11 protein-coding genes are annotated in these 12,785 nt (G+C 69.9%); all 11 read right to left on the bottom strand.

Annotation, left to right across the window (positions count from 1 at the left end; translation table 11 throughout):
• Positions 1–122: 122 nt before the first annotated feature.
• Positions 123–914 (bottom strand): SDR family NAD(P)-dependent oxidoreductase, encoded by a 792-nt coding sequence (locus Q4P07_RS05290; RefSeq protein WP_303373853.1) that lies wholly within the window; start codon positions 912–914, stop codon positions 123–125.
• 7 nt (positions 915–921) lie between these two features.
• Positions 922–3,465: a phenylalanine--tRNA ligase subunit beta gene (gene pheT, locus Q4P07_RS05285; RefSeq protein WP_303373852.1), complete on the bottom strand. Its 2,544-nt coding sequence runs from the start codon at positions 3,463–3,465 to the stop codon at positions 922–924.
• Positions 3,465–4,556 carry a phenylalanine--tRNA ligase subunit alpha gene (gene pheS, locus Q4P07_RS05280; RefSeq protein ID WP_303373851.1) on the bottom strand — a complete coding sequence of 364 codons (1,092 nt, stop codon included), beginning with the start codon at positions 4,554–4,556 and terminating at the stop codon, positions 3,465–3,467. The genes pheT and pheS overlap by 1 nt, the downstream gene beginning before the upstream one ends.
• A 134-nt stretch (positions 4,557–4,690) precedes the next feature.
• Positions 4,691–5,506 (bottom strand): RNA methyltransferase, encoded by an 816-nt coding sequence (locus tag Q4P07_RS05275; RefSeq protein WP_303373850.1) that lies wholly within the window; start codon positions 5,504–5,506, stop codon positions 4,691–4,693.
• A gap of 34 nt (positions 5,507–5,540) precedes the next feature.
• Entirely contained in the window at positions 5,541–5,936 is a 396-nt protein-coding gene (rplT, locus tag Q4P07_RS05270) for a 50S ribosomal protein L20 (protein ID WP_303373849.1), read from the bottom strand.
• A 50-nt stretch (positions 5,937–5,986) separates the two neighbouring features.
• Positions 5,987–6,181 (bottom strand): 50S ribosomal protein L35, encoded by a 195-nt coding sequence (gene rpmI, locus Q4P07_RS05265; protein WP_303373848.1) that lies wholly within the window; start codon positions 6,179–6,181, stop codon positions 5,987–5,989.
• A 91-nt stretch (positions 6,182–6,272) separates the two neighbouring features.
• Positions 6,273–6,974: a translation initiation factor IF-3 gene (infC, locus tag Q4P07_RS05260; protein ID WP_303373847.1), complete on the bottom strand. Its 702-nt coding sequence runs from the start codon at positions 6,972–6,974 to the stop codon at positions 6,273–6,275.
• 349 nt (positions 6,975–7,323) lie between these two features.
• Entirely contained in the window at positions 7,324–8,094 is a 771-nt protein-coding gene (locus Q4P07_RS05255) for an SseB family protein (protein WP_303373846.1), read from the bottom strand.
• Complete coding sequence (locus Q4P07_RS05250) at positions 8,091–8,822, bottom strand: HisA/HisF-related TIM barrel protein (RefSeq protein WP_303373845.1); 732 nt, start codon at positions 8,820–8,822, stop codon at positions 8,091–8,093. The genes Q4P07_RS05255 and Q4P07_RS05250 overlap by 4 nt, the downstream gene beginning before the upstream one ends.
• On the bottom strand, positions 8,819–9,466 hold the full coding sequence (locus Q4P07_RS05245) for a hypothetical protein (protein ID WP_303373844.1): 648 nt from the start codon (positions 9,464–9,466) through the stop codon (positions 8,819–8,821). The genes Q4P07_RS05250 and Q4P07_RS05245 overlap by 4 nt, the downstream gene beginning before the upstream one ends.
• Before the next feature lie 9 nt (positions 9,467–9,475).
• Positions 9,476–12,739 (bottom strand): bifunctional [glutamine synthetase] adenylyltransferase/[glutamine synthetase]-adenylyl-L-tyrosine phosphorylase, encoded by a 3,264-nt coding sequence (locus tag Q4P07_RS05240; protein WP_303373843.1) that lies wholly within the window; start codon positions 12,737–12,739, stop codon positions 9,476–9,478.
• Positions 12,740–12,785 lie beyond the last annotated feature (46 nt).

The raw sequence follows: 12,785 nt of genomic DNA, 5'->3' as shown, positions 1-12,785 counted from the left end.
AGAAGGTCGTGGCTCCAGGGCAACGGATGGCTTCCTCCACGTCCTCGATGAGGAGTGCCACCCCACCGGTGAGCCGAGCTCGGCGGCCACCCACGCGCGCACCTCCTGCACCATCGCTACGGTCATCCCCCGAGCGGGTCGCCCTCGCCCCAAGACTGCAGCCGCAACGTGCGGTCACCTTCAGCCAGCCCGGCAGCAGAAAGGGACCGGAGGGTATCGAGGTCGTCGGAGCCAGCCCGGACCATGCGGCCGGAGAAGCCATCGAGCTCACCGTCGGCGATCGCGAGGAGGAGCTCGGTGACGTCCTGAGGGGAGGTCCATTCGGTCCGACCGTCGTGCATCCGCATGGAATGGGTCATCGCCGTCTCGATCACACCGGGTGCCAGATCAAAGGCGAGCACGCCGTGCGCCGCACCGGCGAGCGCGACTCCCCCGGTGAGGCGGGCCAGTGCCGACTTGGAAGCGGCGTAGGCGGTGAGGTCGGCGCTGGCGCGCACTGCGGCTCCCGAGTTGAGGTTAACGATCCGGCCCCCTCCGGCGTTGATCATGTGGGGCACGACTGCGTGGGTCAGCAGGAAGGGGCCGCGGACGTTGGTCACGATGACCTGCCACCATTCGTTCACGTCGGCGTCCCACAGCGGCTGCTCGGTCTCGATGAGCCCGGCGTTGTTGACGAGGAGGTCGATCCGGCCGTAGCGGTCGATGACCTCCTCGACCGCGGCGCGCACGGATTTTTCGTCAGTAACGTCCACGGACAGGCCTTCGGCACCGTCCGGGACGGTGCCCGAGCGGGACAGCCCGACGACGTCCCAGCCGTCGACGAGCAGGGCGCGGACCACGTGGCCACCGATGCCTCTGGACGCCCCGGTGACCAGGGCCACCTGGGTGCTGCTCGGGTTGGGTGGTGGTGTCATCGGCACGTCATCCGCCCCGTTGGACCGCGCCGTGATCCCGGGCGGCGCGCGCCACCGCCGCGTCGCGGGCGGCGTTGACCTCTTCGGTCTTCAAGGTGCGATCCTGCCCGCGGAAGTGCATCCGGAAGGCCAACGACTGCTCGTCCTCCCCGATCTGGTCGCCGCGGTAGACGTCGAACAGTTCGATCGACTCGAGCAACTCCCCCGCGCCGGCGCGCAGGGAATCCAGCACATCGCCAAAGGCGACTTCACGTCGCACGACCACGGCCACGTCCGAGGCAGCCATCGGTTGGGTCGAGAGCGGCCTCGCCTGGATCCGGTGGTCCGAGGCGGCGATCAGCACGTCGAGGTCAAGCTCGGCCGCACAGGTGCGCTCAGGCAGACCCAGCGACTGAAGCACCTTGGGATGGAGCTCGCCCGCCCAGCCCACGATGGACCCATCGGCCAGGGTGAGCTGGACGCACCGGCCGGGGTGGAAGGGAGACCGCTCCGTCCGCAGCCGCTCCACGCCGACTCCGAGCGAGTCAGCAACCGCATGCGCCCAGCCCAGCACGTCGGTCACGTCCAGACGCCGTCCCTCACCCCACCATCCCGTGCGCTCGACCGCTCCCGTCGCGATGATCGCGAGGTGCCAGGGCTGGTCGGGGACCGCGTCCCGGATCTGCCGGAGCACCTCCTCGCCCGGATGGACCCCGACCCCGGGGACGGGTGCCTTGCTGCCTGGGGTCGGGCGGGTGACTGTGTCGACCTCGAACAGCGCCACGTCCTTGGCGCCTCGGGAGAGGTTGCGACGCAGCGCAGCCGGCAACGTCTGCAGCAGCTCGGTCCGCATGAGAGGGGCCTCGTCAGACAACGGGTTGGCGAGGCGCACCGCGGTCCGCCTCGGGTCGTCCGTGGCAAGCGCGAGCTCGTCGAAGGTGCCGGGACCGACGAATGGATAGGTCGCCACCTCCTGGAGCCCGGCCGCGGCCAGGGCCCGCGCGACGAGTCGTCTGCTGCGCTGGCTGTGCGTGAGGCCACGACCACCGATCGCGCGCGGCACGACCGAAGGGATCTTGTCGTAACCGTCGATGCGCGCGACCTCCTCCACGAGGGTCGCCGAGTCGGTCAGGTCCGAACGCCAGGTCGGTGGCTGCACGAGGACATGAGCGTCGGGCTGGTCCGTCACGGTGCAACCGATCATCACCAAGATGGCGCGGACCCGCTCCGCGCTGTAATCCACACCGACGTAGCGCGTGGGCATGGTCAGGTCGAAGGAGATGGGCGCTGCACGCACGTGGTTGTCCACATCCGTGATGGCCGGATCAGCCGTGCCACCACCGAGTTCCACGAGCAGGTCCACCGCCAGCTGGGCAGCTGCGGCCGTGACCAACGGGTCGACACCACGCTCGAAGCGCTTGGACGCCTCGCTGCTGAGCTTGTGCCGCCGCGAGGTGCGCGCCACCGAGCGCGCGTCGAAGTGGGCGGACTCAATGAGTACGTCGGTCGTGACGCCGGGCGTGACCTCCCCATCCTTACCCCCCATGACACCGGCCAGGGCCAGGAGCCGGGTGCCCGAGTCGGTGATGAGCAAGTCCTCGGCGTGCAGGGTGCGGACCACGTCGTCGAGGGTCTTGAGCTGCTCCCCCGCCAGCGCACGCCGGACCACGATCGGTCCGTTGAGCGTCTGCACGTCGAAGGCGTGCAGTGGCTGGCCGAGCGCGAGCATCACATAGTTGGTGACATCGACCGCCAGGCTGATCGGCCGCATACCCGCATCGGTGAGGCGGCGCGCCATCCATTCTGGGGTCTGGCGCGTCAGGTCCATCCCGCGGACGATCCGTGCGAGATAACGATCACAGCCCGGCACTCCGTCCAGGGAGTCGATCCCCCCATCAACCAGCTCCACGGCGTACCCGTCCTCGGTGGGCGGGTCGATGGGTAGTGAGGCGGGGTCGGTATAAGCCGCACCGGTGGCGTGGGAGTATTCGCGAGCGATCCCGCGCAAGCTGAAGCAGTAGCCTCGGTCGGGAGTGACGTTGACCTCGACAGTCTGCCGGTCGAGACCGAGCAAGGGGATCAGGTCGTCGCCCGGGGCCAGGCCGAGCTCCTCGACCCGCGCCTGCCCGAGCAACCGGGGCAGCACGATGATGCCCTCGTGCTCGTCGCCCAGACCCAGCTCGCGGGCCGAGCAGATCATGCCTGCGGACACGTGGCCGTAGGTCTTGCGCGCGCTGATGGCGACGTTGCCGGGTAGGACGCCGCCGGGCAGGATCGCTGCGACCAGGTCGCCGACCGCGAAGTTGTGCGCCCCGCAGACGATGCCCTGCGGCTCGCCGGTCCCGTTGGCGGCACCGACATCGACCTGGCACCAGTTGATCGTCCTGCCGTTCTTCTGCGGCTCCGGGTGCTGCTCCAGCACTCTGCCGACGACGAGCGGGCCGGTGAGGTCGCCACCGTGCAGCCCCTCTTCCTCTAGGCCGACGGCCACGAGGTCGGCGGCGATCTGCTCGCCGGTGACGTCCTGCGCCAGCGCGACATACTCGCCCAGCCAGTCGATGGGTATCCTCATCAGCCCTCCAGCCCGAACTGCGTGTTGAAGCGCACGTCACCCTCGATCAGCTCGCGCATGTCCTTGACGGTATGACGCAGCATCGCGGTCCGCTCTATACCCATGCCGAAGGCGAAGCCCTGGTAGCGGTCAGGGTCGACACCACAGGCACGAAGCACGTTCTGGTTGACCATGCCGCAGCCGCCCCACTCGATCCAACCGGTGCCGCCGCACGTGCGACAGTCGGCGTCTTCGCCGTGGCAGACGAAGCAGCGGAAGTCCATCTCGGCGCTCGGCTCGGTGAACGGGAAGAAGGAGGGTCGCAGCCTGCTGGTGATTCCAGGCCCGAACATCGCCTCTGCGAGCCGGTCGAGGGTGCCCTTCAAGTGCGCCATCGTCAGACCTTCGTCGATGGCGAGGCCCTCGAGCTGGGAGAAGACCGGGGTATGCGTCGCATCGAGCTCGTCAGTGCGGAACGTCCGTCCGGGGCAGGCGATGTAGAGAGGGACACCGCGCTCGATGAGCGCCCGCGCCTGGACCGGCGACGTGTGTGTCCGCAGGACCAGACCGGCTGCTGCCGGGTCGACGAAGAAGGTGTCCTGCATCTGGCGGGCAGGATGGTCCTTGTCGAAGTTGAGGGCGTCGAAGTTGAACCATTCCGCCTCCACCTGTGGGCCCTCGGCGATCTCCCAGCCCAGGGCGACCATGGCATCTCCCATCCGCTCCGCGGTGACCTGGAGCAGGTGCCGGCGACCGAGCGGATAGCGGCCCGGTGCTGCAGTCAGATCGAGGGCCTCCTCCACCAGGATGCGTTCGTCGCGCTCGGCCTCGAGCTCGGAGACCCTGGCCGCCAGGGCCTGGTTGACCCGTCCACGGGCCTGGCCGACACGCTTGCCCGCCTCCGCCTTCGCGCTCGGTGGTAGGCCACCGATCGCTCGGTTGGCCAGGGCGAGCGGGGACTTCTCCCCCGCGTGCGCCAGGCGCGCTGACTTGAGCTCGTCCAAGGATGAGGCGGCGGCGATGGCACTGAGTGCGTCCCCGACATCCGCCTCGACCGCCTGCGGCTGGAGGGCAGCGACCTCAACAGGGTCGTGGTTGGTTGGTCCTGACACCTGCGCAAGTCTAGGCAACCCGGCCGCGAGGGCTCGACCGGGTTTGCCTTGACGCCGCCTGGACGCGGCCTTGACGCCGCGTTGGTGCGGCTCAGCGCGGGCGGCGGCAGGCCGGGGAGCCTCTGGCCCGCGACTCAGGCCTGACGCAGACGGCCGCTCTCGTGCAGGCAGACCGTGGCGGCCATCGCGAGGTTGAGCGACTCGGCACGCTCGATCGGGATGGCCACGACCTCGTCGCACCCGGCCAGAATCTCCGGTTGCAGGCCCCAGGCCTCGTTGCCCATGACCCAGGCGTGGGGGCCGCTCAGGTCAGCCTCGGGAAGGAGCGTGGTGCCGTCCCCGTCGGCCGCGAGGAGGCGGATGCCTCGGGCCGAGCACGCAGCGAGCAGTTGCGCGGCAGGAGTGCCCACGCAGATCGGAAGGTGGAAAAGCGATCCGGCCGTAGCGCGCACAACCTTGGGGTTGTAGAGGTCCACGGAGGCATCGCTGAGCAGGACCGCCGAGGCCCCGAACGCGTCGGCCCCGCGGATCACGGTGCCGGCATTGCCAGGATCGCGCACGTGGGTCAGGACGACCGCGAAACCGGACTGGCCGAGGGCGTCGAGGGCTTGCTCCAGCGGCACGTCGACCTGCCGTGCCACCGCGACCATTCCCTGCGGGTGCTCGGTGTCGGCCATCGCGGTGAGCACCTGCTCGGTGCATTCGTGCACAACCACTCCGGCGTGCGCGGCCGCGTCAAGGACAGCGTTGTGGCGGTCGGCCGCCGCCCGCGTTAGATACAGGACCTCGGCAGCTGTCACGGCATGACTGAGCAGTTCGCGGACAGACTGCGGGCCCTCCACGAGGAACCGGCCCTGCTTCTCACGGGCAGCGCGACGCCCCAGCGCGGCGACCTGCCGGACCCGGTCGCTGCGAGGGTTGCTCAGCAGTGAAGGGTCGGCGGCCGTCATGCGCTGGGGCGTCGTGGTGGATGACCGAAGGTGCTCAGGCAGCCGACTCGGCCGACTCCTTGACCTGCCCGGTGGCCGGGACGTTGGCCTTGGACAGCTCGACGAGGTGCGCGAAGGCGGCCTCGTCGTGCACGGCCAGCTCGGCGAGCATGCGACGATCCACCTCGACCCCAGCGGCCTTCAAGCCCTGGATGAACCGGTTGTAGGTCATGCCATTGGCTCGGGCGCCCGCATTGATCCGCTGGATCCAGAGGCGACGGAAGTCACCCTTGCGGTCGCGACGGTCGTTGTAGGCATAGACGAGCGAGTGGGTGACCTGCTCCTTCGCCTTGCGGTAGAGCCGGCTCCGCTGACCGCGGTAGCCGCTGGCGCGATCCAGGATGACCCGGCGCTTCTTTTGGGCGTTGACCGCCCTCTTCACGCGTGCCACGTGATGTCTCCTTGACTAGTAATAAATGGTGAGAAGGTGGAAGTGCTGGCTCAGAGGCCGAGCATCTTCTTCACCTTGCGGACATCGGCCGGCGCCAGGACGACGTCGTTGACCAGGCGGCGCGCCTGCGAGGCACGACGCTCCTGGAACTTGTGCACGTGGCGGGCACGCTGACGCATCAACTTGCCGCTACCAGTGACGCGGAAGCGCTTCTTGGCACCGCTGTGGGTCTTCATCTTCGGCATGGGCCGATCTCCTTCGTTGCTGTCCACCCGGTGATGTCGGGTGTCGTGGTGTCTGTGGCAGTGACGTCAGGACCCGAGGATCCTGGTCGGCTCACGCCTCGGTGGTGCTGCTCGTCTCGGCTTCGGTGGTCTCCGCGTCGGTGGCCCCGTCGTCGTTGGCCTCGGTGGTCTCGATCACGTCAGCGGTGTCGTTCTCAACGGCGGCATCAGTCTCGACGGCGCTTTCGGACTGGGTCGTGAGATCTGTCTCGGTCGGCTCATCACGGGCATGATCTGCGGCGGCACGCGCCTCGGCGTCGCGCTTCTTCTCCTGACGCACCGCGGTCTTCTTCTTCGCGGGTCCGATCACCATGACCATGTTGCGGCCGTCCTGGCGCGGCGTGCTCTCCACGAATCCCAGGTCGGCCACGTCCTCAGCCAGTCGCTGCAGCAGCCGGAAGCCGAGCTCTGGACGGGACTGCTCACGACCACGGAACATGATCGTGACCTTGACCTTGTCCCCACCCTTGAGGAAGCGCTCGACGTGGCCCTTCTTGGTGCCATAGTCGTGCGCGTCGATCTTGGGCCGCAGCTTGATCTCCTTGATGACCGTGTTGACCTGGTTCTTGCGGGCCTCACGTGCCTTCATCGCGGTCTCGTACTTGTACTTACCGAAGTCCATGAGCTTGGCGACGGGCGGTCGCGCCATCGGGGCGACCTCGACCAGGTCGAGATCGGCTTCGGCCGCCAGCCGCAGCGCGTCCTCGACGCGCACGATGCCGACCTGTTCCCCATTGGGACCGACCAACCGCACTTCCGGGACCCGGATGCGGTCATTGATGCGAGGTTCGCTGATGTGCTGCTCCTTCGTGACTGTGATCTGGACCCGGGCACCAGAAAGGCCTCCTGGCACGAGGTGCGCAAGAGGCCTTCTCCACCGGTCCTGACCCGGTGTCGACCGGGCAGGTGTGACGCTGATCCAACGACGTCATACCTACACCTGCGGGCACAACGCCCGATGGTGCGGACCGAAGACCCGGCAACCCTGAGGCTGACGCGGGTGGGGGTCGAGGCCCCTCTTGCACGCCGGGCACGTGAGCACCCGACTGGTCAATGACCAAGAATAGCAGAACGGCCCACGGATCCGAGACGTCGGCATGTCCTCAGGGCGCGGGGACGATCCGGAACGCCAGTGCGTCGATGCGGGCCCGCGTCTCGCCATCGGTCGCGAGCCGCTCCCCCACCCTGGTCAGCAGTTGCTGGAGCTCGTCCTGCGTCAGGCCCGGTGCTACTGCGAGCGTGAGCTGGAGCTCGCCCTCCGGACCACCCGCCAGGGCGTGACCCCGGACTGCGTCCTCGGCGCGGACCGCGCGCCGGAGCGCCTCCGCGACGTGCTCGTCCTCGTGCGCAGGCTCCCAGGAGCGAGCCATCGCCAGCGCCCACACCATCGAGGCTCTGAGCGTGAAGGCTGCGGTCCCGGGCGGCACCGGGAGATCCAGGGGTATGACGTCGCACCCCTCCTGCACCGCCGCCAATGCCGCTCGCTGCGCGGTGACCGGGACGGGGCGAGCTTCGGCGTTCCAGGTGACCAGGGAGTGCGTGCTCGTGAAGGCCGGCAGCGCCCGCTGACCATCGGGCGCGACGAGCGTGACCGACGCCATGTCGCTGGTGGCGTCGACCGGGATCCCGGAGGAGACATCGATCTCCCCGGGCACGGCCACGATGGGGACGATGAGCCGGGCCTTCGCCACCGCCGCGACGATCGCGCGCTCGTCGCGCTCCCCGCCCGGCGCCGCGAGCAGCTCAGCCAGCACCGCGTCGGCGGATCCCGTGTCCCCGTCGAAACCGGTCCCGGTCAGCGTCCGTCCCGACCACGGCACGCCGCCGGTGTCGTGCCCAGCATGGGGGTCATGGTCGGAGAAGCGGTGGCTCATCGCAGGTCTTCTCTCGCCTGAGCGAGCGTGAAGGCGTGGTGATAGAGGGCGGCTCCCAGCACGATGCCCTGCACACCGCAGCCGCGCAACGCCACCAGGTCTGATCGGGTGGCGACCCCTCCGGAGGCGATGACGGGCGCGGGCAGTCGGGCCACTGCGCTGGAGAACAGCGCGGTGTCGGCGCCGCGAAGGAGCCCATCGCGCGAGGCGTCGGCCACGACATACGCCCCAGGCTGATCATCGCCCAGCACCTGGGTGAGCAGGTCGAGCAGCGGCTCTGCCTCACCCAGGTGCTCCCCAGAGCCGCGGGCCACCACCTGGCCGTCGGCGAGGTCGACGCCGATCGCGATCTGCGGACCGTGCTCGCGGACGAGGTCCAGCACCCAGGGCAGGTCTCGGAGCGCCGTCACCGCCAGGTTGACCCGTCGAGCCCCGGACGCCAGGGCGTCGTCAACAGCAGCCGCGGTGTCGAGCCCGCCGGACAACTGCACGGGGACGGGTACGGCAGCGATGAGCTCGGCCAGATAGCCGAGGTCGGAGCCACGGCGATAGGCCCGGTCCAGGTCGACGACGTGGATCCACTCGGCACCCTCGTCGATCCAGCGCTGCGCGACCTCCAGAGGGTCGTCGCTGGACCCGTCCACGACCTGGGTCGCGCGACGTCCGGCGACGTCGACGGCGGGCAGGAGCTGCACCGGACGCCTCGCGGGGGACTCCGGCAGGGTCACGGCAGCAGCCCCAGCTCACGGCGGAGCCGGACGGAGTCGGCGACGGCGTCCTCGAAGAAGCCGACTTCCTTGGACGCGGGCCGGTAGCGGATAGCGCCCGGCAGGTCGCTGGCCAGTCGAGGGTCGGCCAGGAGCCTAGCGCCGGGTAGGGACAGGGTCGCCATGATGGCCTGCAGCATCGTCAACGGCCGGCTGCGTGCCTCGTGCAGGAGGTCGACCAACTCGTCGCGGACCGCCGGTGAACATCCCGCGAGGCGGGCGATCTCGGCCGGGCCAGCCAGGTCGAGCCCAGGCGGTCGGAGCAACCCGATCTCCTGCTCCCACACCACCCAGCGCGGCGACCGTGGCCGCACCATCCCGTGGACCGTCAGGACGGCGCGATCATCGATCTGGAAGAAACCGAGCGCCGGTGCCGCCTTGACGGGCACCGGCCGGGCGGCAAGCAGCATGGCCGCGTCGTCATAGGGGGTTCCGACCTGCGCATCTCCCGCAGCGATCGCGATCGTCCACCCTTGCGCTGGGACAGTCACGATTGGCGCCACGCACCGGCTGGCCCAGACCGCCACCTCCGCACGGCTGCCCCCGAGCAGCAGCAGCGCATGCGGGAACTCGCCGGGTGCGGGCACATCGCTGGAGGAGGTCACCGGGCCATCCTACGAACCGGCGGACGGGTGCCCGCCCGCGCTTGGCCCTCTGCCTCTCCTGGCGTCCTTAAAGCGTCGTGGAGGCGGGAACCGATCTGGTGAAGGAGGTGGTGACGCTGGCGGCGTGCCGAACCCCGCCGCACGCCCCGCCCGCGGCAGGGCGCGGGTTGGTGCGATGGTCGGCTCGGGATGGTGCACGGCGCGTGGCGGGCGGTCGCCGTAGAGGAGCCGCTCGACCACCGAGCGGGCGTGCCGCGCGGAGCGACGCCAGTCGTTGGCCAGCTCCGCGCCGCTGCCAGGCGGGCGGCCGATGACTCGTGCCATCCCTTCGGCATCCCGTGGATCGCTGGGCACCGAATCGACGGGACGGCCACGCCAGGCGACCCCGGCGTCGCGCATGCGCGAGGCCAGCTCCCAGGCCGCGGAGAGCACCTCCGCATCCTGCTCGTCCATCAGCCCCGCCTCGACCGCCCCGGCCAGCGCCGTCGTCGTGCTCGTGGTGCGGAGCGCCGGGTGCGCATCAGCATGCTGCAGCTGGAGCAGCTGGACGACCCACTCGACGTCGGACAGGCCGCCAGAACCGAGCTTGAAGTGCGTCCGCGGGTCCGCGCCGCGCGGTAGCCGCTCGGCCTCCATCCGTGCCTTGAGGCGGCGGATGTCGCGCACCGCCTCCTGCGTGATGCCGCCCTCGGGCCAGCGAAGCGGCTGGATCATCGCGGTGAAGGCGGCGGCCAGGCCCGGGTCACCGGCGACCGGCCGAGCCCGCAGCAGGGCCTGGGACTCCCAGCCCGCGGACCAACGCTGATAGTAGGCGCGATAGCTCTCCAGGCTACGGACCAGCGGGCCGGACTTGCCTTCGGGGCGCAGATCCGCGTCCAGTTCCAGCACGGGGTCCGGCCCCGCCCCACCGAGCCCCGACCGGAGGCGGGTGATGACGTCGGTGGCCTGGGCCGCGGCCGCGTCCGCGTCCGCCCCCGGCAGCGGGTCGTAGGCGAAGAGCACATCAGCATCGCTGACGTATCCCATCTCGCGGCCACCGAGCCGTCCCATCCCGACCAGCAGCACCGCGGCCAGCCGACTCTCGCTCGCGCTCCGGGTCACCTGGGACCACGCGAACTCGAGGGCGGCCTCGAGGTAGGTATCAGTCACATCGCTGAGGGCGGCACGGACGGTGGCCCCGTCCCAGTCCCCCACCACATCGCCGAGAACGATGCGGACCAGCTCACGGGCCCGCACGCTCCGGATCGCCGTGAACGCCTCCTCCGGGCCGCTCTGGCGAGACGCAGCTGCCAGCATCCTGGCCAGGAGCCCAGCCCGGTCCGGTGCGACCGGGCCGCTGGTCTCACCCAGCAGTGAGACCGTCCCCGGCGAGCGGATGAGCAGGTCCACGGCATATCTGCTCGAGGAGAGAACCGTAGCTAGGCGCTGGGCTGCGCTGCCCTCGTCCCGCAGCATGCCGAGATACCAGTGCGTGGTGCCGAGCGCGTCGCTCAGCCGTCGGAAGGCGAGTAGCCCGGCATCGGGGTCCGCTCCGTCGGCGAACCACGACAACATGACAGGGAGCAGATGGCGCTGGATCGTGGCACGCCGAGAGAGTCCGTCAGTCAACGACTCCAAATGTCGCATCGCGCCAGCGGGGTCGGCGAAACCTAGTGCCTTGAGCTGCTCCCTCGCGGCCGCCGGCGACAGGCGTGCCTCGTCCGGCGAGAGTCGCGCTACCGCGGCCAGCAGCGGCCGGTAGAAGAGGCGTTCGTGCAGCCGGCGGACGTCGCGTCGGACCGCACGCCACCGTTGCAGCAGCGCCCTGGCCGCATCACCCCTCTCCCCCATCGCGCGGCCCAGTCGGCGCAGGTCGGTCTCGGAGGTGGGCATCAGGTGGGTCCGCCGCAGGCGGTGGACCTGGACCCTGTGCTCCAGGCAGCGCAGCAGCCGGTAGGCGGCGTCGAGGACCTCGAGGTCGTCGCGTCCCACATAGCCGCCGTCGGTCAGGGCCGTGAGCGCGTCGAGCGTGTTCCGGGACCGGAGAGAGTCGTCGGCCCGGCCGTGGACGAGCTGCAAGAGCTGGACGCTGAACTCGATGTCTCGGATCCCGCCTGGGCCCAGCTTGAGCTGGCGATCGACCTCGGCCGGCCTGACGTGCTGCTCGACGCGCCGCCGCATGGCCTGCACATCCTCGACGAAATTGTCCCGTCCGCTGGCCTCCCACACCATCGGACGAACCAGGTCCAGCCACTGCTGACCGAGGTCATCGTCACCGGCGACGACCACTGCTTTGAGCAGCGCCTGGAACTCCCACGTCTTGGCCCAGCGCTGGTAGTACTCCTGGTGGGAGTGGAGGCTACGCACGAGTGGTCCGTGCTTGCCTTCTGGGCGCAGGGCGGCGTCGACCTGCCAGAGGGTGCCCTCACGGGTCGACTGCCCACAGACCCGCATGACGGCGCTGGCGAGCTTGGTCCCGACGTGCAGCGCTTCCTCTTCCTCCGTGCCCTCACGCGGAGCAGCCAGGAAAATCACGTCGACATCGCTGAGATAATTCAGCTCCCGTCCACCGGTCTTGCCCATCCCGATGACCGTGAAGTCGGCGCCTGACTCCCCCTCGGTCTCGGCCCGGGCCAGCAGCACCGCTGCCTGCAGAGCGGCCGAAGCCAGGTCCGCGAGCCACGCCCCGACGGTCACCACGAGGCCGATCGGGTCACGGCTGGTCAGGTCGTGGGTAGCGACGCGCAGCAACTGTCTGCGGTAGGCCACCCGCAGCGCGTCGGCCCCTTCCGGTCCAACGAGCCCCCGGACGGCCTCCACGATCGCGAACGGCTGCGGCGCGCCTCCACTGGCCACGTCCTCGACATGTTCAGGGTGACGCAGGAGGTGCTCGGCTAGTGCCACCGATCCGCCTAGGAGGCCGAAGAGCCGGCGTCGCGGGTCGCCGCCACCAAGGACCACCGGGGCCGTGAGCTCATCAGTGCGACGACCGCTCACCCCGGTGCTACGTGGGTCGAGGAGCCGGACCAGCACCAGCAGTGCGGCGTCCGGGTCGGCCACCCCCGCGAGGTCGGCCAGCAGCGCCTGCACGTCCAGTTGCTTCGCGCCAAGGCGGTCGAGCATCTCCTCCAGGAGCTGACGGCCCCGGTGCGTATCCGCCAGGCCGGCGCGCACCAGGTCGCCGGAGGAGGGCAGCCAACCCTCGTCCTCGACGCGTCGCCCCCCGCGGAACCGGCCGCCCGAGCCTCCGCTGGAGGCCGGGTCCTCCGGTGTCGGACCAGAGGTGACGGTCACGGCCTACCTCGTCGCGGAGCGCTCCGTCGAGCCATCACGGCATCCG

This window comes from Ornithinimicrobium sp., from assembly GCF_030537745.1.
Classification (GTDB): Bacteria; Actinomycetota; Actinomycetes; order Actinomycetales; family Dermatophilaceae; genus Ornithinicoccus.
Note: the sequence above shows the minus strand (reverse complement) of the source record. Positions and strands in the feature narration are given on the sequence as shown.